At 42.0% G+C, this 22,407-nt stretch carries 16 protein-coding genes and 2 pseudogenes; 7 read left to right on the forward strand and 11 right to left on the reverse strand.

Going from position 1 to position 22,407, the window contains the following annotated elements:
• Positions 1-16: 16 nt before the first annotated feature.
• The 4 genes from PGRAN_RS10275 to treR form a co-directional block, all read right to left on the reverse strand.
• Positions 17-1,438: an ABC transporter permease gene (locus PGRAN_RS10275; RefSeq protein ID WP_036066929.1), complete on the reverse strand. Its 1,422-nt coding sequence runs from the start codon at positions 1,436-1,438 to the stop codon at positions 17-19.
• Between the two features lie 66 nt (positions 1,439-1,504).
• Positions 1,505-2,959 (reverse strand): sensor histidine kinase, encoded by a 1,455-nt coding sequence (locus PGRAN_RS10280; RefSeq protein WP_051998576.1) that lies wholly within the window; start codon positions 2,957-2,959, stop codon positions 1,505-1,507.
• On the reverse strand, positions 2,934-3,599 hold the full coding sequence (locus tag PGRAN_RS10285) for a response regulator transcription factor (protein WP_036066930.1): 666 nt from the start codon (positions 3,597-3,599) through the stop codon (positions 2,934-2,936). Before PGRAN_RS10285 ends, PGRAN_RS10280 begins: the two co-directional genes overlap by 26 nt.
• 69 nt (positions 3,600-3,668) lie before the next feature.
• Positions 3,669-4,388: a trehalose operon repressor gene (gene treR, locus PGRAN_RS10290; protein WP_036066932.1), complete on the reverse strand. Its 720-nt coding sequence runs from the start codon at positions 4,386-4,388 to the stop codon at positions 3,669-3,671.
• 157 nt (positions 4,389-4,545) lie between these two features.
• On the opposite strand from treR, the gene cas6 reads away from it, so the two are divergent.
• A complete protein-coding gene (gene cas6, locus PGRAN_RS10295) occupies positions 4,546-5,268 on the forward strand; it encodes a CRISPR-associated endoribonuclease Cas6 (protein WP_036066933.1) in 723 nt (240 codons plus the stop codon).
• Between the two features lie 154 nt (positions 5,269-5,422).
• Positions 5,423-6,100, forward strand: coding sequence for a Bax inhibitor-1 family protein (locus PGRAN_RS10300; protein ID WP_420911974.1), 678 nt, complete (start codon positions 5,423-5,425; stop codon positions 6,098-6,100).
• Between the two features lie 132 nt (positions 6,101-6,232).
• On the opposite strand, the gene PGRAN_RS10305 is transcribed toward PGRAN_RS10300, so the two are convergent.
• Positions 6,233-7,819 carry an immunoglobulin-like domain-containing protein gene (locus PGRAN_RS10305; protein ID WP_036066937.1) on the reverse strand — a complete coding sequence of 529 codons (1,587 nt, stop codon included), beginning with the start codon at positions 7,817-7,819 and terminating at the stop codon, positions 6,233-6,235.
• A 358-nt stretch (positions 7,820-8,177) separates the two neighbouring features.
• Between PGRAN_RS10305 and PGRAN_RS17800 the strand changes: the two are divergent.
• Positions 8,178-8,279, forward strand: a pseudogene (locus tag PGRAN_RS17800) (Bax inhibitor-1/YccA family protein); the annotation flags it as partial.
• Between the two features lie 48 nt (positions 8,280-8,327).
• Here the strand turns inward: PGRAN_RS17800 and PGRAN_RS10310 are convergent.
• The 3 genes from PGRAN_RS10310 to PGRAN_RS10320 form a co-directional block, all read right to left on the reverse strand.
• Positions 8,328-9,020: an immunoglobulin-like domain-containing protein gene (locus tag PGRAN_RS10310; RefSeq protein WP_338151715.1), complete on the reverse strand. Its 693-nt coding sequence runs from the start codon at positions 9,018-9,020 to the stop codon at positions 8,328-8,330.
• Between the two features lie 333 nt (positions 9,021-9,353).
• Positions 9,354-10,526, reverse strand: a complete 1,173-nt coding sequence (locus PGRAN_RS10315) for an amidohydrolase (protein WP_036066940.1) — start codon at positions 10,524-10,526, stop codon at positions 9,354-9,356.
• 28 nt (positions 10,527-10,554) lie between these two features.
• Positions 10,555-11,733, reverse strand: a complete 1,179-nt coding sequence (locus PGRAN_RS10320) for a M20 family metallopeptidase (RefSeq protein ID WP_036066941.1) — start codon at positions 11,731-11,733, stop codon at positions 10,555-10,557.
• Positions 11,734-12,013: 280 nt separating this feature from the next.
• Here PGRAN_RS10320 and PGRAN_RS10325 point away from each other — a divergent pair, with 280 nt between their 5' ends.
• Entirely contained in the window at positions 12,014-13,216 is a 1,203-nt protein-coding gene (locus tag PGRAN_RS10325; RefSeq protein WP_036066943.1) for an MFS transporter, read from the forward strand.
• Positions 13,217-13,297: 81 nt separating this feature from the next.
• Here the strand turns inward: PGRAN_RS10325 and PGRAN_RS10330 are convergent, their stop codons facing one another.
• Complete coding sequence (locus PGRAN_RS10330) at positions 13,298-14,356, reverse strand: acyltransferase family protein (RefSeq protein WP_036066944.1); 1,059 nt, start codon at positions 14,354-14,356, stop codon at positions 13,298-13,300.
• Between the two features lie 420 nt (positions 14,357-14,776).
• Positions 14,777-17,116, reverse strand: a complete 2,340-nt coding sequence (locus PGRAN_RS10335) for a helix-turn-helix domain-containing protein (RefSeq protein WP_036066945.1) — start codon at positions 17,114-17,116, stop codon at positions 14,777-14,779.
• 233 nt (positions 17,117-17,349) lie between these two features.
• Here PGRAN_RS10335 and clpB point away from each other — a divergent pair.
• Together clpB and gpmA are read left to right on the forward strand one after the other, a co-directional pair.
• Positions 17,350-19,943 (forward strand): annotated as a pseudogene (gene clpB, locus PGRAN_RS10340) (ATP-dependent chaperone ClpB).
• Positions 19,944-20,056: 113 nt separating this feature from the next.
• The gene (gene gpmA / locus PGRAN_RS10345) at positions 20,057-20,746 is read left to right on the forward strand and encodes a 2,3-diphosphoglycerate-dependent phosphoglycerate mutase (RefSeq protein ID WP_036067021.1); all 690 of its coding nucleotides are present in this window, start codon (positions 20,057-20,059) and stop codon (positions 20,744-20,746) included.
• 43 nt (positions 20,747-20,789) lie between these two features.
• Here the strand turns inward: gpmA and PGRAN_RS10350 are convergent, their stop codons facing one another.
• Positions 20,790-20,978, reverse strand: a complete 189-nt coding sequence (locus PGRAN_RS10350) for a YjzD family protein (RefSeq protein ID WP_036066947.1) — start codon at positions 20,976-20,978, stop codon at positions 20,790-20,792.
• A 438-nt stretch (positions 20,979-21,416) separates the two neighbouring features.
• Here PGRAN_RS10350 and PGRAN_RS10355 point away from each other — a divergent pair, with 438 nt between their 5' ends.
• A complete protein-coding gene (locus tag PGRAN_RS10355) occupies positions 21,417-22,355 on the forward strand; it encodes a beta-ketoacyl-ACP synthase III (protein ID WP_036066948.1) in 939 nt (312 codons plus the stop codon).
• Positions 22,356-22,407 lie beyond the last annotated feature (52 nt).

Consider the following 22,407-nt stretch of genomic DNA (forward strand, 5'->3'; position numbering starts at 1 on the left):
TAGGTTCACCTGTCCTTTAATCATTTTTTGATAAGATCATTTTTGGTTGGAGCCTGATGATAAACAGGCAAGGGAGTAGGGTTGCGACGATGACTACGAGTAGACCGATACCGCCGACTTCTACCATATCTTGTCTGGAAATATCGACATTGACGGAATCAATGGCTTCTCCTTTTGGTTTATCTTCTTCACCAGATCCAGCAAACGAGGTGACCATAGCGCCCGATTGGGATGGATCAGCTTCGTCATCTTTTGCTTGCTCGACTTCTTTTGCGAGCATTTGATTGGTGACTGCTTGACCGATTGGTTGACTAGTGAAGCAGGCGACAGAGAAAGCGATCATACCGATAATGATGACTTCGACAAGGAATTGCCCAATTAGTTTGGTTTTATTTTCACCGAGTGAGAGCAAGACACCCATTTCGAAACGGCGCTCGCGGATGGATAACAAGACGAGTAGCGCTAAAATAAGTCCTCCAGCGAGTGCGGTAATCACGACGATAACATTGGCGAACGATGCGACATTTTGAATGGGGGTAATCATTTTCTTGTAAGCTTCGTCGTTAGCATCCCATTTGTAGAAGTCTTTGTCTACGTTACTTATCTTAATGGCTTCTTTTTTGAAGGTGTTGATCAGCTGTGGATCGGTCATGGTGTAAGTGGCAGAAGTCAACGAACCATCATGTGTAAAGGGCATAGCTGCGTCGATAGGGACATATATTTTGTTTGCGGGTTCCATGAAATCAACAGGGAATTGCTGTGAGCCAGTGGCTTCACTGCTCGTGTAAATACCTTGGACTGTAAATTCGATAGGCTTACCTGTCTTCATTTCTTTGAGTTTAAATTTATCACCGACTTTGAGTTTGTTTTGGTCAGCGAATCGTTTTTCAATCACTGCGATATTACCCTTATCTTTGTCGGTGATACCTTTTCCAGAGACGATTTTCTCTTTACCATTTTTAAATTTAGCGACGCCATCTGTGCTGTTTGTCCCACTGATCATGAAGTCGGGCATGTCTGGTGTTTTACCATCGGAGCCACTAGCCATTGCTATCTGACCGCCACCTTCTGAATCGTCTTTTTTCGGTGACTTGATGGGTCCCTTATCGACTTTGGCCGCGGAGGCATCCACCACATATTGATGGCTTGCTACTTGTTTTAAGTTCTTTACTTTTTCGATATCCTCTATTTTCAGGATAGGAACTTCGTCAGGTTGTTTGCCGGCTTCCATTTCTTTCATTAACTTATCCATGTTTAAGTTTAATGTCACATCACCACCTAATTTTTTTCGGGCAATGTCCGTGCTTTTTTCGGTAGCCGACTGAATCGCGAATCCTGCGAATACGAGGCTACATAGTACAAATAGTAGGATGAGCATTAGGAGCGATTTTCCTTTCTTAGCCCAAATGCTGATGCATGCTCTTCTGATAAAATCCATATAAAAAAACCTCCAATTTCTTTGATAAGACTAACTTTACACAAAGAAAATGGAGATATGGTGGATCTAAAGTGTAGTTTTGATGGATTCGTCTTGCCAGATGCTAAATTGAACGCCGTGCTCTTTATTGTCGATCCGATAGCAAAGTTTTGATTTCTCCAAGAATGTGGCAGTGATAAATAGGCCAATCCCACTTCCTCCTGTCGTCTTATTACCAGATTTCTCGAGGCGATAGAAGGCATCAAATAGTTTACTGAGTTCCTCATCAGGAATGGTTGGGGAATCATTATAGATGGAAAAATACCAACCTTGTTGGGAGCTTTTTAGAGAAATCTCGATCGTATCCACATTTTGTGAGTATTGAAAAGCATTGTGAATCACATTTGTGAATGCTTTTTCTACTAGTTTTTGATTGGCGTGGATGAATACATCAGGTGCTATATTGTTTTGGATTTGTCGATGGGCAGCTTCTGGATGCCATTTCTCCTGTTGGATGCAGTCTGTGATAAAGCTTGAGAGGTTAAATGTCGTCTTGCTCGTTTCGAAATCAGCGCTATCCACGCGCGAAATTTCTAGCATGTCTTGCACGAGCGCAGACATTTGCTCCATCGTCTCATAGGAACGTTTCAAATACGTATCGCGATCACTGTAAGGTCCAATGCGGTGAATCATCGCCTCGAGTTGTCCCATCACGGAAGCGATTGGAGATTTTAATTCATGCGAAACAGCGGTTATGAACTGTTTGCGCGTCTCTTCTTGTGCACGTTCTTTCGCAATTTCTGCCTCCAACCGTACATTGACCTTCTGCAAATCGATCAGTGTACCTTCTAATTCGCGCGCCATATCGTTCAAGTGATGAGATAATTGCCCAATTTCATCAGTGGATTTGACTGGTAACTCCTCAGAAAAGTCGAGTCGAGCCATTTTGTTCGCAACATTATTCATGCGAAGGAGTGGTTTCACTGTTCTTTTTGAGAAGAAGTAAGCGGAAATAAAGCTTAAAACAACCACAAAAATCAAGAAATAGGGCGCAAAAAGCAGCAATACGGAAGAAATATCTGTGAGTGGTTGGATATTGATAAAGTAGCGTAACGTGTAGGGCACATTATCGATGGTCATGCTTTTTTCGATGCTAGTGCTACTATCTGAAGCATCGGTGGTGGCCACAGGTACAGAGGCGGTTATGCTCGTTGTCATTAAACCACTTTGAACCTCAACATATGGAATATACACAATTTGATTCATGCTATTCAGTAAAAATGGTGAAATATTATTTGCCGCTGCAAAATCGTCCATCGCAGCTTCTACGTCCTGAAGCGAGCCGGTTTTAGAAGCTTTCACGACAAGTTCCGCACCATCATCTAGCTTTTGCTTCTTATAATCATAATAAAAATTAGGTAGGAACCAGAGCAACATTGCGTAAATAAGTACCGTGAAGACAAGTAGTAGTGCTAACGTGATGAAAAAAATCTTGGCACTGATTTTGGCGCGAATTTTAGTAATCCATTTTATAGCCAGCACCCCTCACGGTTTGGATTTTGTCGGTAGCTAGTTTTTTGCGCAAGTTTTTGATATGTGTGTTAATAATCTTGGTGTCGACAATGTATTCATAATCCCAAGCTTGGTCAAGTAGCATTTCACGTGTGAAGACACGGCCTGGATTTTTCATTAACAATCGCAAAATGTCGAATTCTTTGCGGGTTAGCTCGACCGGATCGCCGCTTGCTGTTACTTGGAAGGTTTCTGTGTTTAGGCTGATTTCAGCGATCTCCAATAGAATCGAGCCATCCGTTGTATCAGGTGAAACGCGACGCAACAATGATTCCACACGTTTTAGCAACACTTTATAGGAAAAGGGTTTTTGAATATAGTCGTCAGCGCCAAGCTCGAAACCTTTTAATTCGGAATCTTCTTCACCAAGAGCTGTGAGCATCAAAATCGGTGCATCAGATTTCGTGCGAATTAGCTCGCATAATGTATAGCCATCCATTTTGGGCATCATAATATCCATAATAATCAGGTCAAATGTTTGTGACTCAAATATACCATAAGCCTCCATACCGTTTTCCGAAGGCACAACTTCATAGCCTTCGGAAAGCAAAAAGGCACTGGTGACTTCTAAAATATTGGGATCGTCTTCTACAACTAATATTTTCTTCATAAAAACCTCCTTAAAAGAACACGATTTACTCTATTATAACGCGTGAAAGTGGAGTTTAGGTGGAGTGTTTTATTTTAATCGTTGAGCCGAGTCAAAGAACACAAAGCGATCCGGGCGATGGCGTGATTCGGTGTATTCGAACATTGTGCCGTTCGCATCATAGGCGTAATTCTTCACGACTGCCAAACAATCATAGCCTGCTAAATCGAGATATTGTTTATCATCAGCTAACGCTTTTTCAACGACAATATACCGCTTGGAAGTCACAATTCTGACGCGGAGCTCCTCTTCGATGTATTCATAGATAGATTCAGCCGCCCGTTCAGGTGTCAAATTACGCACCACGTTACGATCAAAATAGTTCACATCAAGAATCAACGCCTCATTTTCGACGAAACGTAGCCGCTTGATATAGTAAACTTGAGTTCCAACTGGCAACCACGTTTTTGCGGATAATGCTGCGTCTACCTCCAGTTCCTCGAAATGAACCACCTTTGTTTGAAACGTTTTATGATTGCGAATCAGAGACTCCTTCATACTCTCCACGCCGCCAAACATGAATTCAATAGACTCGTGTTGGTGAATGACCATGACACCTTTCCCTCGGACACTTTGCACGTAGCCATCTTTCACTAATTCTGAAATGGCACGACGAACCGTATTTCGGCTACAATCAAAGCGTCCCGCAAGAGCATGTTCTGTAGGTAACATTTCTTTGAAGGCGTATCGCTCATTATCAATATCCTTTTTTAATTCTACATAAATATCATGATATACAGCTTTCCCCAATATCTTTCCCTCCGATTTTGCTGACTTGTTTAAACAGCTTTCTTCATTTAATTGTACTAAAAATAGTTTGAGAAAGAAAGGGATGGTTATCATTGGATGTATATGCCAAATGGTGATATATTAGTATTGGGTGGAAACAATCAAGAGGAGGATTGGGATGAGACTGAAAATTAGTTGCGAGCTGGCTTCCAATAAAATTCCTGCAGACTATAGGCGCAAAGTTGTCAGCGTGATGAAAGCAGGCCTATCGAAATCAAATGAAGCCAAGTACAAAGAGATGTACAGCGGAAATAAACAAAAAAATTTTACTTTCTCTGTATACCTTCCAAAACCAAAGTTTAACGGGGCAGTTATTGAGTTAGAAAAAAAGAAGATCGTGATCAATTTCGCGACTGCGGACGCTGAATTAGGTATTAATTATTACAACGCATTAATGAATGTAAGAGATAAGCTACTACCATTTTCAACGATGAACCAGATTCGAGTGACCAACATTCAGATTGTAAAAGAAGAACAGATTGTCACTGAACGAATGGCTTTTAAAACTTTATCACCAATTGTGTGCCGCGATCATAATAAGGAAACGAAGAAAGATTGGTTTTATTGGTGGGAAGAGGACGATTTTGAAGCCATATTAAAACGGAATTTATATTTTCAGTTGCGTGATAAGTTCGGAGAATATGTGAAATCAGATATCGAAGCGTTAGAATTTCGCGAAGTCGCGATTAAGAAAACTGTCGTCATTTGTTATAATCTTCACGTTGCCTGCTCGCTCGGTAAGTTTGAGCTCGTTGGAAAGCCATATTTATTGAATCATTTTGTTCAAGGTGGTATAGGATCTATGCGTGGTATGGGTTTTGGTATGATTGAAGTCATATAGAAGAGCTTAATCTAATCAACATGAAAGCAAGCTAAATAAAGAAGAAGCGCTGTTTCAATATTTTGGAAGGAGTGTTATTTGGTGGTGTTTTCTTAGTTGAAGCTATTTCCAAAGACAATGGCACATGGTATACTAACGGAAGAATTGGATAGGAGTGAATATAATGAGTGAAACATATAGAAGTGTTGAACACACGGTGACAGGCGCGACGAAAGCCGAAATTATGCAGAAAGTACTGAACTGGTTCGTGATATCTTTAGTGATGGCGACCCTTGGAACGGTGATTGGGAGAGGTATTCCGATGACGTTCTACATCCCGCTTGTTGTGTTGGAGTTCGCCTTACTAATTGCGATGATTTTCGTGCGTAAAAGTAAGAGCGCGTCCAAAATAGGATACGGCTTATTATTAGCTTTTGCCTTTGTGACAGGGCTAGTATTGGCGCCAACATTACAATATTATTTAGATGCGGGAGCTGGAAATGCTGTCTTGATGGCGTTTGCGACGGCAACCGTTACTTTCACAGTACTCGGATTTGTTGGCGCAAAAATGAAAACCGATCTATCGTTCATGGCTAAAGGATTGTTCGCAGCGCTACTGATTGTCGTTGTTATTTCGCTGATCTCGATCTTTTTCCCGCTGAGTTCTCTGATGTCAACGATTTTCGCAGGGGCAGGGACGTTATTGTTCTCGCTGTATACCTTGTTTGATTTCAATCAAATCATGAAACGCGATGTGACGATGCAAGATGTGCCAGTTTTAGCGCTTAGTCTGTATTTGGATTTCTTGAATTTATTCTTGTTCTTGTTGCGTTTGTTTACGGGACGTAGTTGATAAAGGGAATTAGCCTTGAATAAACTTCGAGTGTACGAATGAAATCACCTGCTAAATACTCAATAGTCAAAAAAACAGAAGACTTTCTCCTCAGCGGGATATGAAAATCTTTCTGTTTTTATTAAGGTGTTATTATTTTTTTAAACTAACTGTTTTCGTGTCGAGTACTTTGCCATTGATGTCGTATGCGGTTAATATCGCGTTATCTGTTGTGTTAAGAATGGCCGTTTTTGCATAATATTTAAGAGCTGGTGGGGTAACGGGAACTTTAACGCCCTCTACACCATCGACAGTGAGGCTGATTTTCGCCACATCACCAGAGTATTGTCCAGTGATATAGTTTTCTGTATCAATTACAAATGGGGCGATAGAAGTGATAGAACCAGTTGTGACCACTTGTTTTGCGAGGGTTACAGTTTCTGTGTCGAGTACTCTACCATTAGTGTCGTATGCTGTTAACGTCACGTTATCCGTGTCTTTTAGGATGACATTTTTCGCGTAGTATTTAAGATCTGGTGGAGTGACACCAACTTTAACACCTTCTACGCCGTTGACAGTGAGGCTAATTTTTGCCACGTCACCAGAGTATTTTCCGGTAATATAGTTATCTGTACCAATCTTAAACGGGTTGATGGAAGTGATAGCTCCAGTTGTGACTTGTTGTTTTTCGATGGTAACGGCTTTGGTGCCAAGTACTGTACCATTTTTGTTAAAAGCGGTTAACGTCACGTTGTCTGTATCTTTCAGAATGACGCCTTTTGCATAGTATTTAAGGATTGACGGTGTAACAGGAACTTTAACACCTTCTACACCATTGACAGTGAGGCTGATTTTCGCTACGTCACCAGAATATTGTCCAGTAACATAGTTGTCTGTACCGATTTTAAATGGAACCACGGTTAAACCCAAATTGAGTGATGCATTGAGTAAGCTCTGTGCTTTGTCTAAATCTTGTTGCAAACTTGCCTTTGCGGATGGAGTTTGAACCACATTAATCATATTTTGGGCAAAATCAATGGTTTTTTGAGCCGTCATCGGGTTGAGTTCGTTTGATTTAGGGTTATCTTTGAACAGAGCCAACACTGCATTCGATGCCATGGTCTTTGCTAAGGTTTCATTTGATCCAGGTACGAGCGGTTTTTGATTATTGCTGACTTTTACTGTTTTTCGTGCTACTTCGGTTGTACCGTTATATCCGGCTACTTCGACTTTGGAGCCTTGTGTGATGAAATCATTTGTGGGAATGCTGTAGGTTCCGTCTGTATTCAGTGTCCCGTTTGCCTTCACAACACCATCTATAAGTAGGCGCACACTTGTAATGCCTTGACCCATTATTCCTGTAATGGCTGCTGATGTTATATCTGCATCCTCCGCGAAAAGGCTATAGTCTACTGGTGTATTTCTTATTTTCAATAAATCTTTTGCTTGATTTATAGATGCATGCATGTTCCCTCTTACAGTTTCAGTTATATCTACAGCTACGTTTACTAATTGTTGCGCAGCATCAATTGCCTGCTGATCCGTAGTCAGTTTAAGAACATTGGTGCTCGGGTTATTGTTTGCGAAAAGTGCGAGTACGGCATCAGTTGCTATTTTAGAGCTGACAGATGCCGCTTTTACTGGTGTTTCGGAAAATACGTTGAATGGTGTGACGATACTTGTTCCTAATATGGATGTTACAGTCAATACGCTGACTATTTTCTTCACTGGATTTTTCATTTTGTTATAACCTCTTTCATTTTTGTTTTTTATTACTTGCTACGAAAATCTGTGTGCCTATACACAAAAGATTTATTTTAATTTGCTGTACATACCTCTTTAGCATGATGATTTTTAAAAATAAACCACCAAAGCATTTTAGCATGGTACGATAGAGAATAGTAGCTAATACGGTCATTTGTCACTAAAGATTCAGGATATCGTCTGTTTTTTTAACTACTATACAAACACGTGGAAAATGTGACGATAAAAAAACAACAAAATTCATAAACATGCTAAGATGAGTAGGCATATTGGAACCTTGTGGAAAAATAAAATGATCGTGAACTCAATCACCGCTGTATTCAAGGCAAACCATCTTCGCGATGTGACGATGAAGGATGTGCTAATATTGGTGCTTAGTCTGTATCTGGATGTCTTGAATTTATTCTTGTTACATTTGATTACAGGGCGACGCTGATTTCGTAATGAAAAAAGAAGAATTTCTTCTTTTTTTCATTAGAAATTATTATTTTGTTGCGCTGATATTTTTTGTGTCGAGTATTCTACCATTGATATCGTATGCGGTTAGTACCGCTGTATCTGTTGTATGGAGAATGACCGTTTTTGCATAGTATTTAAGATCTGGTGGAGTGACACCAACTTTAACGCCTTCTACACCGTTGACAGTGAGGCTGATTTTCGCTACGTCACCAGAGTATTTTCCGGTAATATAGTGATCTGTGCCAATCTTAAATGGTGCAATGGAAGTGATAGCTCCACTTACGCCCGCTTTTTTTGCGATAGTGACGGTTTCTGTGTCGAGTACTTTACCAGTGGCATCGTATGCTGTTAATTTCACGTTGTCTGTGTCTTTTAAGATGACATTTTTTGCGTAGTATTTAAGATCTGGTGGAGTGACACCAACTTTAACGCCTTCTACACCGTTGACAGTGAGACTGATTTTCGCCACGTCACCAGAGTATTTTCCGGTAATATAGTTATCTGTACCAATCTTAAACGGATTGATGGAAGTGATAGCTCCAGTTGTGACCTGTTGTTTTTCGACGGTGACTGCTTTGGTGCCAAGTATTTTACCATTTTTGTCAAAAGCGGTTAACGTCACGTTGTCAGTGTCTTTAAGAATGGCGGTTTTTGCGTAGTATTTAAGAGCGGATGGTGTGACAGCAACTTTAACTCCTTCTACAGGTTCCTTCTGTATGCAGTGTTCCCATCGCCTTCACAACACCTACTATTTTATGATGGATAAAGGTGTTTATATGATACTTTGCTGTCGACTCCTCTTTTCTGATTAATTTAAAAATCAATTACCAAAGTATTTTAGCATGGTGGAAGAAATAATAATAGCTCATATAGTGAGTTGTCACCAAAGATTCATAATAGCTACATCTTTATTATCTATCATACAAATACGTGGAAAATGTGACGATAAAAAAATAACAAAATGTATAAGTAAAAAAACTTCTCCAAAAAAATTTGGAAAAGTTTTTCATAGGTATATTGGGACTGTAGGCAAACAAAAGTGATGGTGAACTCAACTCAGGTTATAATACCCCAACACAATCTCCGCGACGGATTTCGCTGCAACTGGAAGCGAATCTTCATCAATATCAAATTTTGGATGGTGGTTGAAATACGGTTTGTCGACGCCTTTCGGTTTTGCTCCGACATAGAGGAATGCGCCAGGGATTTTTTCGAGATAGTAGGCGAAATCTTCTGAACCAGAGAGCATTTCAGCTTCGGATACGGATGTGAGATAGTCACCAATCCCTTTTTGCAAGTAGTTCACGGCATCGCTCGTTGCTTCGGGATTGTTGTAAAGTGGGGGATAGTCGTCGGTGTAAGTGAGCATCGTGGTGATGCCATACATCGCTTCCAAACCTGTCACGATACGGCGAATCTCCTTGTCAATCAGCTTGCGAGTTGCACTCGTCATATAGCGAACATCGCCCTCAAGCTCGACGTAATCCTTAATCACGTTAAAACTACCTTTGCCATCGAAGGAACCGACCGTTACGACACCAGTATCAAAAGGATTGAGGCGACGGCTGACGATGGTTTGAATCGCGGTGACAAAATAGGATGCGGCTACAATCGCGTCGTTGGCCATATGTGGAGAGGAGCCGTGTCCGCCAGTTCCTTGGATGCCGAGTTTGAAATAACTCCGACCAGCCATCGCAAATCCGCTACGATATCCGATTTCCCCAGCATTGAAAAAAGGGAAGACATGAATACCGTAAATAGCATCGACATCGTCTAAAAGTCCTGATTCCATCATGCTTTTGGCGCCTCCAGGTGGTGTTTCTTCTGCATGTTGGTGAATCATTTTGATAGTGCCAGGGAGCTCGTCTTTCAGTTGAATCAGGCAGTCAGCAAGGATGAGTAGGTAAGCGGTATGCCCATCATGTCCACACGCATGCATGACGCCAGGATGCTGTGAAGCAAAGGGGAGTCCGGTTTCTTCTTGAATCGGAAGTGCATCGAAATCAGCGCGTAAGCCTAATGTTTTTCCTTGTTTGCCGCCATTAATCGTGACGATGATTCCGTGCCCATTTCCGACTTCACGCTCCACAACGACATCTTTACCTTCGTAAAACTTAGCTACATAGTCGGCTGTTGCCTGTTCATGAAACGATAATTCTGGATGCGCATGGAGATGGCGTCTGATTGCAATCATCTCCTCTGTCCGTTCCTCGATCATATTCATTAATTTTCACGCATAGTAGTTCTCCTCCTTATTTTTGTGTGTAGTCGGCGACAAGTGTACCCATCGCTTTGGCTGCAATGAGTAGCGATGCTTCATTGATATCGAATTTTGGGTGATGATGCGGATAGAAAATACCATCAGCCGGCATTGCACCAACATAGAAAAAGCAACTTGGCCGTTCTTTCGCGTAGTAGGCGAAATCCTCAGAAGGAGGCTGTGGCTCGCAGCGTGTAATCGTGGTCACTTCGTCCATTGCCGCTTCCTGCAACGCCTTTGCCACAAATTCCGTCAACGCTACATCGTTCACGAGTACAGGGTAATCATTCTCATAATCAAGGTCATAGGTGATGCCAAACATTACAGCGAGTCCATCTAAGAGGCGCCGTATTTCTTTTTCAATCAAGGTACGCGTTGCTTCCGTCATTGCACGCACATCACCCTCAAGCACCACCGCATCTTTAATCACATTAAAACTACCCTTCCCGTCAAATGAGCCAACCGTGATGGAACCAACATCAAAAGGATTGAGCCGGCGACTAATAATCGTCTGCAGGGCAACGATGAACTCGCTTGCTGCAACGATCGCGTCATTTGCCATGTGTGGCGAGGAACCATGTCCACCGCGCCCCGTAATTTTCACTTTAAAAGAGGCCCTGCCAGTCTGAATAGCACCCTCGCGATACGCAATTTCACCGGTTGGCATGGTAGACATGACATGAATGCCAAGCACATGATCGACGCCATCCAAACAACCATCTCGAATCATCCCGATGGCACCACCAGGAGGCGTTTCTTCTGCTGGCTGATGCAAAACAACAACTTTCCCAGTGAACTGGTCCTTCATTTCGATCAATGTCTCTGCCAAAATAAGCATGTACGCTGTGTGTCCATCGTGCCCACACGCATGCATCACACCGAAATTTTGAGAAGCAAAGGGAAGTCCTGTTTCTTCCTGAATCGGCAAGGCATCGAAATCTGCTCTAATTGCTAAGGTTCGGCCAGGTTTCCCGCTATCGATGGTGGCTACAATACCGTGCCCACCAACATTTGTCTGTACATCACAGGCTTTGTCTGCATAAAAAGCAGCGATATATTTCGCCGTATTCTCCTCTTGAAAAGAAAGCTCAGGATGCGCATGTAAATAACGCCGTATCTCGATTATTCGTTCCTGCTTTTGCGTCAATTTCTCTAACAATTCCTGTTTCATCCATTCTCCTCCTCATGTAAAAGGTTCCCTCCATGCCATTATAGTCAGATGGCTTGTAATATATAAGAGAATTTTTGCTATGAAAACGGTTAATTTTTGTCCTCGATCCGTTCTAAAAAAAGACGAAGCATAAAAAAGGGGCATGTTTTTTAACTATATTTCAAATTTTTAGAAAACTCCTTGTTCTATTAAATCCAGGTGCTATAATAAAAATGAAAGCGTTCTACCAAAAAGAGTTCCCTCAAATAAATCATATTAATAAAAATCGGAGGAGAGAGACATGGAAAAAACGCAACAAAGAAAAGGGATATTGCCCATCTTATTTCTAGGGTACATCGCGATTTACATCGATAAACTAGTAATTGGAGTTATCGCGGTACCACTTGCAGAGCAATTGAATTTGAGCCTTGACGAAAAGAGCTATATTTTCTCGGCCTTTTTCATTGGTTATTCAATCATGCAAATCCCATTTGGTTATTTAAATGATAAATTAGGCTCCAAATTTGTTCTTATTATTTCGCTATCCATCATTACAATAGCATCAATCGTCTTTGGTTCCGCTTCGACGCTGATAGCCTTAGTTGCCGCGCGATTTTTCGCAGGAATTGGTCACGCGGGTTATCCAACGTCCTCAGCAAGAACCGTCACAGACACGTATCCTATGGAAAAAAGAACATGGGCTCAGTCGATATTGATCTCCACGTCAGGAATCGCATCGATTATCGGACCGCTACTTATCCCGATTGTTATCGGAGCATTTGGGTGGCGTGGCGCCGTATTTTGTATCGCTTTTCTGTTCGTCTTAGCACTTATTCTAGTCATCTGGAAACTGCCTAATATGCATAAAGAAAAGCAACAGAGCAGTGCACCAAAGCAAAAAGCCTCCATGCCATTTTGGAAAGTGCTTACCAATCCCGTCGTTGTTTTATTATTTATCGCGATGTGTAGTATCAATATCGTGCTCTATACGATTGCTAATTGGACGCCAACGTACTTAGCAGATGAGCGCGGTGTTTCCCTCATCATGATTTCCGTCATCGTGGCTATCGCTGGGCTGGGTAGCTTACTCGGCAGTTTTGGAACAGCCTACATTGTCGGTCGATACTTCCAACATCGCGAAAAACGCGTCATTTTTGTCCTATCGATCATTACAGCGGGCGCAGCGCTTCTTGTCTACAGCTCCGAAAGTATTGCCGTGCTAACATTCTGGCTTTTCCTATGCTACATGTGTTCCGTCATGATTTTTTCAACGATGTTCACCTTGCCGCTCAAACGGCTACACGAATCCATTGTTGGAACAGCAACCGGCGTCGTCAATACAGGCGCAACACTTGGCGGCGTCTTTGCCCCGATGATTGTTGCGCAACTAGTCGGCACATTTGGAAGCTACCAAACGGTTTTCATAGCGATCGCCGTAGCCGCCACTTTCACATGTGTCATCGTGGCCTTCCTTCCGAACATGAAACAGACAGTAAAAGCATAAAGAAGATGGAAGATTCATTGGTTTAAAAACAGGGGGTCTTCCATCTGACTTCTTATATGGTGAAGCACATTTGCGCCAAGCCTATTGAGGGTTTAAGATTTGTTTGGCATGCTTCCAAAATCTACTGCTACTTACCCACAAGCACATATAGGATAAAGCAAGTGTGATGAGGACAACTGCTATGTAATGTAGCATGCTGTGGTGGATAAGGAATACTTCAAAGTGGAGTATTTTAGCAATAGCTCGGACGATTAGAATCCCAATTGGATGCAATAAGAAAAGTAGTAAAGATAATGGTCGTGCATATCTAATAGCTGGTAAGCGTATGGTCATTAGCCACCTAAATAATAAATAAGAGGTAGGTACTAAGAAAATGTACATATCATCATACGCTGGCTTTGTTAAATAATGTATGTATGCGCCCTCTAGCATCAGCATCAGCAAGCTACATACGAATAAAATAATTTCCGATCGCTTCATACTTCGTTGTTCTACCTGCATGTTTTTGTAAGCTAGTGCGCCCAACATGATAAACAGTGGGGCAAAAAATAATCCATTGCGAGTGTTCCCAAAAATTTGGAAAATTATATTATAAAAGCCCTCCATCACAGGATATACTCGAATAAAGTTGTAATAGTTGTCGCCACCAAGCCCTATCACGTACAATACAATACTAATGACAAATACTGACGTAAACGAGATGTTTTTTAATAAAAAAGTGATCCAAGCAATGGCTAAAATCGTCGCCGGAAAATACCATAAATGATAGAAAGTCCCGCTGAAAAAAATCATTTTCAAGGTGCTTACAATAGAAGTGTCAAAAGAAATTTTATTAGTGTAAACAGATAATGGAAGATAAAGAAGAATCGCAATACAGTAAACATAAGATGTTCTTTTCAAAAAGTTTTTAATTCGTGAAAGGTTTGGATAAAAAGGCTTGTTCACAAATGGACCGATTAGGAGGTAGCCCGATACCATCAGGAAGAAAGGCACGGCAACCCGAGCAAATACGCGACTAAACATAACTTCGAACGCTGGACTGAATGATAGAAATGGATAGGTATGAATAGCGATGACCAGTAAAGCGGCTACAAGTCTGAATGTATCTATTTCTTTATATATTTGTGTTCTTTTCATCATATTTCAACCCCTTCTTTTTTGTGTTTGATATTTCTTCCTATGATAATGACACCTCCACGATTGAAATAGCTAGTTTCAATTATTTTATCCCCTGTTCGTAACGACAATACAAGAAGAGTGAATTTCCTGCATGCTAAAAGTATAGCGGACTAAATCTAATATGAAGCAAAGATTTCTTAAAGCTTTCATAAATATTTATAGGATGGTGTGCAGAGATGGAGAGGGAGAAAGGGTATAGAACTAAGTAGGCCGAGACAAAATAGGCAGTAATCACGAGACCCATTTTTTCGGGTAGGACGTGGATCCTGCTACGCGCAAATCGAGCGCTGGCATCACAAAAATAGTGATACAAAATCTACAACTGGGATTTTGTATCACTATTTTTCATTTGAAAGCTTCTTGTACTAGGCTCATTATTTGCTATATTGTACGCCTAAATTCATAAAAATGAATCGCGTTCATATCCAAGTAAGCATAAAAGGACCAATCATCGCTGATATCCTCATCACTTACCGAAAGCGTTGGCCTGGAAGCCTGGATAACATAATTCATCATTTCCTGATCCCAGCCATACTTACTGTTAAGTTCCCAATACTTCGAATACAGCGCCCCGTTATCGCGATCAAACTGGAATGTCCGTAATTGATAATGCCCAGCCAAAAATCCGTGCAATCGAATATACCATTCCTTCCGATGTGCTCGCAAAAATGAATCCTCCACAGAATAAAGCGGGTTAAAATGTGTGCAGTTTAGCAAAACTAACTGATACCCGTCCTCAAACGCAGTCAATACAAAATCTTCTCCATGAGCTATGATTTCTCCTCGCAAACGTTCTTTGAATTGTAGCGCGTAAAAAGCAGGGCGCTTCCCGTTGAAGAAGTGGAATAATTCGAGTCCATCAAGCCGAATCGTATGTTCGCGCAATTCCTCCTCATAAAGCTCTGTATTGATCCAAAAACCAAGTCCTGCCACCTCTGAACTCACAGCAAGCACAGTTTGAAAAATTAAAGCGCCCCGAAAAAAAGTGCCATTAGTATAACGCGTGTTCCCAGTTAAAGTGTTCCAGTTGGCTAGGATTAAGGGTTTATCGATCTGATGTTGCTTCAAATACTGCTTCAATTTTTTTGTTTTTGACAAAACATAATCTTGCGTCACGAAGAAATCTTCATTGGCACTTTTACTGAAATCAACCGCCTCGTTCTGGTTTGCATTAAACGCCACAAAATCGATGGCGTCCGCCGTCTCGACCATCCATTCATGACTGGGTAGCGGCATTTCCCGTCGCTCGGAAAAAGATAAATAACTGCCAACTTGGATTCGCGCATCAAAGCTTTTCAATAATTGTTGTAATTTCAAGTAAACACGCTGCAACTCTTTTTTTGGAACCGCCGTTCGATGCGGCTCAAAGTACATGAAGTGCCAACTGCTAACAAAACCACGCCCAAAAACCTGCATAACATGGCGCATAAACTGCTCTAATTTTTGAAAATAAAGCGGTTCATTAGCAATCGTTTCCTGGTATTCCATTCGGATGAACAACCGCAAATCGAGTTTTTGTAAATAGGCAATTGCCAAATCAGCGTTGGCATACGGTGAAGAGGTTGGTAATTTCTCATCGGTTTCCTTGTCAGGAAGTAGCGTCGTGCCTCCAATTAAATGCCTGATTCCGACATAGCGCACGCGAAGTTCCGCTTTTGCTAGCATGAGTTGTGTCTGCACATTCTCTTTCAAGGCTTCTTTTAGCTCACCAATCATCAAAATATGTAGCGGGTCAGGAATCGCAGTTGTCGCTTTATTAGCAGATAAAGAAATGACTTTTTTCTCAAAAGGAGCCTCATCGACAAGACTGACTTGCTCCGCAGCTTGGCGGTATTGCGCGAGTTGCACTAAAATATCAGGTGATTGCGCGATTTGTTTTGTCTGCGTCGAAGCTGCCTCCGTTTTTTCCGGCGAGGCTTGGCTGGTTAACGCCTCTTGACGATACGTAGCAGGTGTTTTTCCATAGTAGGCTTTGAAGGATGTCGTAAAATTTTTAGGAGAGGAAAAACCGTTTTTCTGTGCAATTTGTGAAATGTTAGCCGAACTTGCGCGTAAATCATCCAAACTATGCTTCAAGCGAATCTGCGTCAAATATTGCAAAAATCCGAGTCCTGTCACTTTTTTGAAATAACGCGATAAATAGGAGACCGACAAGAATTCCTGTTCTGCGATATCTTGCAACGTTATCTGCTCGTCAAAGCGCTGCTCCAACTGCTGTGTAATTCGCGTAATTCGAGTATCGTGAACAGTGGCACCTTCTTTTAGTACCAACTCCTTCTTGAAAAAGCGGGTGAGGAGGAGCATGATTTGAAACATAGCGCTCTGTATCTCGAGTTGACTGCTCTCCGTTTTGTATGATTGGGCAATCATCATTTCCGCCAAATACTTTCGTAGCAGAGCAATCATCCGCTCGCGTCCAGTATCAATCGTATTGGATACACAATCAAAAGCAAACTGGAAGTAGTCGGCATAATACGAAGCAAAAAAGGGACTAGTCATCTGTAATCGAATGACGATTGTTTCATCATCGCCACGCGCGGCGTAGTATTCATTATGATTCAGGACAATCAAATCATTTTTTACAAGCGAAAAATCGTGGCTCCCCTTTTCAATCACGAGCTTACCGTGAATCACAAAGAGAATCGTTGTTCCAGCATTCATTGTCGGTGCCACATGCGCGATGTTTTCCAACTGAATCTTGTAATCATCTTTTTTCCCCATCACAAATCGCCTCCTGTTACTTTTATTATACGCGAAAAAATAAAAATAAAAAGCCGTAGTTTTCCAGCCGCTTTCCGTGGACAAAATGGTTAAAAAAGTCTATAATAACTATATGGTCAGTAAAGGTCAGATTAGAAAAAACTCCATCTTAGAGCGGAGGATTTTTCACATAAGACCACTTATAATGAAAAAAAGCAGGTAAATAAAATGATGAAACGAGGTGCGTTAATCCAATGGAAATGCAGAAATTTACACAACAGGTCCAAGAGACGATCGCGTCAGCCCAACAATTAGCCGTAGAAGGCAAGCAACAACAAATCGACACATTGCACGTATTTGCAGCACTACTAGAACATAGCGATTTTGCCAAACGGGTGTATGAGGTAGCAGAAGTCGACGTGAAACAGTTATTTGGCGTTATAAAGGCTGCGATGGAGAAATTACCGAGTGTGACGGGAAGTAATGTTCAGTACGGACAGGCAATGAGTAGCTCGCTATATGAACTAATCGCCGACGCTGAGAAGGAACGCCAAAAACTAGAAGATGACTATGTATCAACGGAACATCTTTTACTCGCCGTTATGAATCAGAAAAAAAGCCCAATCACGGAAGCGATTCAGATTTCGAAAAAACAATTGAACGAAGCGATACTACAAATCAGAGGAGGAAAACGAGTGACGACACAAAATGCAGAAGAGCAATATGAAGCACTATTAAAATATGGTCGCGATTTAGTTGCCGAAGTGCGAACCGGAAAAATAGATCCTGTCATTGGTCGTGACGCCGAAATTCGCAATGTCATCCGTATTTTATCACGTAAAACAAAAAATAATCCTGTCTTGATCGGGGAGCCAGGTGTTGGTAAAACCGCGATTGTGGAGGGGTTAGCGCAACGAATTGTACGCAAAGATGTACCAGAAGGCTTGAAAGATAAGACGATCATCTCGCTTGATATCGGTTCGTTGATTGCCGGCGCGAAATATCGGGGGAATTTGAAGAGCGTTTGAAGGCCGTCCTGCAAGAAGTGAAGGATAGTGACGGTGAGATTTTACTATTTATCGATGAAATTCATACGATCGTTGGAGCTGGAAAAACGGACGGTGCGATGGATGCAGGTAACATGTTAAAACCGATGCTTGCCCGCGGTGAACTTCATTGTATTGGGGCAACAACACTGGATGAATACCGCCAATACATCGAAAAAGACCCTGCTCTAGAACGTCGATTCCAAAAAGTACTCGTTCCTGAACCTACCGTTGAAGACACCGTTTCCATTTTGCGTGGCCTGAAAGAACGTTTTGAGATTCATCATGGGGTTAATATTCATGATAACGCGTTGGTTGCGGCGGCGAGTTTGTCTAATCGCTATATCACGGATCGTTTTTTACCAGATAAGGCGATTGATTTGGTCGATGAAGCCTGTGCTACAATTCGCGTAGAAATCGATTCGATGCCAAGTGAGCTGGACGAAGTAACGCGTAAAGTGATGCAGTTAGAAATCGAGGAGGCGGCCCTCAAAGAAGAGAAAGACCCAGCTAGTGTTCGCCGTTTGGAAATGCTCCAAAAAGAATTGGCGGATTACAAAGAAGAAGCCAACAAAATGAAATCCAAATGGGAATCTGAGAAAAGTGAGATTAGCAAAATTCGTGAAGTTCGCGAACAGATTGACCATTTGCGTCATGAACTAGAAGAAGCAGAGAACAATTACGATTTGAATAAAGCTGCTGAACTTCGCCACGGTCGCATCCCTGAAGTAGAAAAGGAACTGGCGATGTTGGAAGAAGAAAACCGGGAAAAGACCGCGAATGAGGATCGACTTTTGCAAGAAGAAGTGACGGAGAATGAGATCGCGGACATTGTCGGCAGATGGACCGGAATTCCAGTAGCGAAATTGGTCGAAGGAGAGCGGGAAAAACTGCTGAAACTCGCCGATTCACTACAAGAAAAGGTGATTGGTCAAGAGAACGCGGTACAATTAGTCAGTGATGCTGTGATTCGTGCACGTGCCGGCATTAAAGACCCGCGTCGCCCAATCGGTTCGTTCATTTTCCTAGGCCCAACTGGTGTCGGAAAAACAGAACTTGCCAAAGCGCTTGCCTTCAATCTTTTTGATTCTGAAGATCATATGATTCGGATTGACATGTCAGAATACATGGAGAAACACGCGGTATCCAGGCTTGTCGGTGCGCCACCAGGTTACGTCGGATACGAGGAGGGCGGCCAGCTAACCGAAGCCGTGCGACGCAACCCCTACTCGATTATTTTGCTCGATGAAATTGAAAAAGCGCATCCAGACGTGTTCAATATTTTGTTGCAAGTACTCGATGACGGGCGTATCACAGATTCACAAGGTCGCCTCATCGATTTCAAAAATACAGTGATTATCATGACATCCAATATCGGCTCAACAATGCTGCTAGAACGTACGGTAGACGGTGAGATCTCAGAAAAATTGGAAGAAGATGTCCTTGAAGTTTTGCAAGCGTCATTTAAGCCTGAATTTTTGAATCGGGTAGATGATATTATTCTGTTCAAACCGCTAACCCTTGAGAATATTAAAGGCATTGTGGAGAAAGTCGTTGCTGAGTTGCAAGTGCGGCTAGCCGGTCAAGAAATCAAAATTACAATGACTGATGATGCAAAACGCTTTATCGCTGAGGAAGCATACGATCCGGTGTATGGTGCACGTCCTCTAAAACGCTATATCACGCGTCAAATCGAGACACCACTTGCTCGCGAAATCGTTGCTGGAAAGATCATGCCACATTCCGAGGTCGCGATTACACTACAAGATGGGCAGTTTGATTTTGAGATAGTTAGCGAATAATTGTTGATAAACTCCTTACTCAGATTTGCTTTTTGGGTGAGGAGTTTTATACTATACTTTATAGGGAAAAAAGCAAATGGAAGCGAAAATGAAACGTGGAGAGGATGAAAGAAATGAAATTAGTATTGATTCGTCATGGGCAAAGTGAATGGAACAAACTGAACTTATTTACAGGCTGGCATGATGTTGACCTATCAGAACAAGGTGTGGAAGAAGCAAAAAAAGCAGGAGAGCTCATTAAAGAAGCGGGCCTTCAGTTTGATGTCGCGTTCACATCCGTCCTAACCCGCGCGATTAAGACGCTTGACTACGCGTTAGAAGGTTCCGAGCAACTATGGATACCAGTATATAAATCATGGCGTCTGAACGAACGACATTACGGTGCCCTTCAAGGTTTAAATAAACAAGAAACTGCAGACAAATACGGCGCAGACCAAGTTCAATTATGGCGTCGGAGCTACGATACATTGCCACCATTGTTGGAAGAAAACGACGAACGCCAAGCAAAAAATGACCGCCGTTACCAGTTGCTTGATACAAGCGCGATCCCAACAGGCGAAAATTTGAAGGTGACCTTGGAGCGTGTGATTCCGTATTGGATGGACACCATTGCCCCAGAAATCAAAAGCGGAAAACGCGTGGTCATTGCAGCACATGGTAATAGCTTGCGCGCACTAGTGAAGTTCCTCGAAGGCATTAGTGACGATGATATAATGGAACTCGAGATCCCAACAGGTGTACCATTAGTGTACGAATTGGATGCGGAATTAAAACCAACAAATAAATATTATTTAGGAGAATAACAAAAAAAGTATGTTGGCCAAATGGATTGGTCAACATACTTTTTTATTTGATATCGTAGGTTTCGCTTTCTTTCGGCATTAAAACAGGAATAAGGAAAATCGCGATAGAGATAGCGACCGCCATAATTGTTCCCATTGTGAAGTCGTAAGTCGTTGCAATAACCGAAGCCGCAACATACTCAGACATTTGAGCCAAAATAAACACCCAGAAAAATGTAATGATATAACGCATGACACAACACCTCCGTTCAAGGTTTACTTCCACCATTCTAGCACAAAATCGACAAATTCACCAAGTATTTGTCTAACTGCGGAGAGAATTATATTGTTAAATGGATGATTGTCTGTTAGAATTAGTACCAGGTAATAAAAAAGCCGAACACGCCCCGTTCATCCCCGACAGAAATAGTGGTAAGCAGGGTGAAAGCCATCACTTAGGCTTTTGCCGTGTTTACCACTATTTCCGAGGGGATGGCGTGCGAGGCTAGATTGGGAAGAGCTACAAAATTAAAAAGCCTCCGCCAATTCACTACACGAATAATGCGCGAGGCCCAAAAATCCCGAAATTACCACCAACAAGTTCGCAAAACCAGCAATTATTCTTTTTATATGTCATATCCCGAAACGAGTTAAGTCGTTTCAAAACTAATTTTTCTTGGAGGAATACGAAATGAATGCAGGTATTTTAGGTGTAGGTAAATACGTACCAGAACGCGTGGTAACGAACGCAGATTTAGAAAAAATAATGGACACGTCCGATGAGTGGATTCGCACAAGAACTGGAATCGAAGAACGTCGCATTGCACGTGATGATGAATATGTACATGATATGGCTTATGAAGCAGCCAAAGCAGCAATCGAAAATGCTGGATTGACACCCGCAGATATCGATTTAATTATTGTTGCAACAGTCACACAAGAATCTAATTTCCCATCTGTGGGTAACATTATTCAAGACCGTTTAGGCGCAAATAAAGCAGCAGCTATGGATTTAGAAGCAGCTTGCGCAGGGTTCACATTTGGTACAGTTACAGCGGCTCAATTCATCCAAACAGGCGCGTACAAACATATCGTCGTTGTGGGCGCAGATAAACTATCCAAAATTACAGATTGGGATGATCGTAGCACAGCCGTTCTATTTGGTGATGGTGCGGGAGCAGTTGTTATGGGACCAGTATCTGACGGTCGTGGTTTGCTTTCCTTTGATCTCGGTTCAGATGGGTCTGGCGGAAAATACCTCAACCTCAACGAAAAACGCAAATTATACATGAACGGTCGTGAAGTTTTTCGTTTTGCAGTGCGTCAAATGGGCGAAGCATCTTTACGCGTTCTCGAAAAAGCAGGCATGGAAAAAGAAGATTTAGACTTACTTATTCCGCATCAAGCAAATATCCGCATTATGGAATCATCACGCGAGCGCCTAGGTTTACCAGAAGAAAAACTGATGAAAACCGTACACAAATATGGTAATACCTCCGCATCTTCCATCGTGTTAGCGCTCGTCGATGCAGTAGAAGAAGGCCGCATTAATGATGACGACAACATCCTGCTCGTTGGTTTTGGCGGAGGGTTAACATGGGGCGCGCTAATCCTTAAATGGGGTAAATAAGCGACTATCACGTCTGGGATAACATAAGTTGATCCCAGACTATTTTTTAAAT

It is taken from the genome of Listeria grandensis FSL F6-0971 (genome assembly GCF_000525835.1).
In the GTDB taxonomy this organism is placed as follows: Bacteria; Bacillota; Bacilli; order Lactobacillales; family Listeriaceae; genus Listeria_A; species Listeria_A grandensis.

What these genes read in the sequence shown, in the direction of transcription:
- PGRAN_RS10350 (WP_036066947.1), bottom strand. Translation starts at nt 20,978, where the DNA reads ATGCGTTATATCATTACATTTTTCTGGGTGTTTATTTTGGCTCAAATG.
- PGRAN_RS10335 (WP_036066945.1), bottom strand. Translation starts at nt 17,116, where the DNA reads ATGGGGAAAAAAGATGATTACAAGATTCAGTTGGAAAACATCGCGCAT.
- PGRAN_RS10325 (WP_036066943.1), top strand. Translation starts at nt 12,014, where the DNA reads ATGGAAAAAACGCAACAAAGAAAAGGGATATTGCCCATCTTATTTCTA.
- PGRAN_RS10285 (WP_036066930.1), bottom strand. Translation starts at nt 3,599, where the DNA reads ATGAAGAAAATATTAGTTGTAGAAGACGATCCCAATATTTTAGAAGTC.
- cas6 (WP_036066933.1), top strand. Translation starts at nt 4,546, where the DNA reads ATGAGACTGAAAATTAGTTGCGAGCTGGCTTCCAATAAAATTCCTGCA.
- PGRAN_RS10275 (WP_036066929.1), bottom strand. Translation starts at nt 1,438, where the DNA reads ATGGATTTTATCAGAAGAGCATGCATCAGCATTTGGGCTAAGAAAGGA.
- PGRAN_RS10355 (WP_036066948.1), top strand. Translation starts at nt 21,417, where the DNA reads ATGAATGCAGGTATTTTAGGTGTAGGTAAATACGTACCAGAACGCGTG.
- gpmA (WP_036067021.1), top strand. Translation starts at nt 20,057, where the DNA reads ATGAAATTAGTATTGATTCGTCATGGGCAAAGTGAATGGAACAAACTG.
- PGRAN_RS10305 (WP_036066937.1), bottom strand. Translation starts at nt 7,819, where the DNA reads ATGAAAAATCCAGTGAAGAAAATAGTCAGCGTATTGACTGTAACATCC.
- PGRAN_RS10320 (WP_036066941.1), bottom strand. Translation starts at nt 11,733, where the DNA reads ATGAAACAGGAATTGTTAGAGAAATTGACGCAAAAGCAGGAACGAATA.
- PGRAN_RS10330 (WP_036066944.1), bottom strand. Translation starts at nt 14,356, where the DNA reads ATGATGAAAAGAACACAAATATATAAAGAAATAGATACATTCAGACTT.
- PGRAN_RS10315 (WP_036066940.1), bottom strand. Translation starts at nt 10,526, where the DNA reads ATGAATATGATCGAGGAACGGACAGAGGAGATGATTGCAATCAGACGC.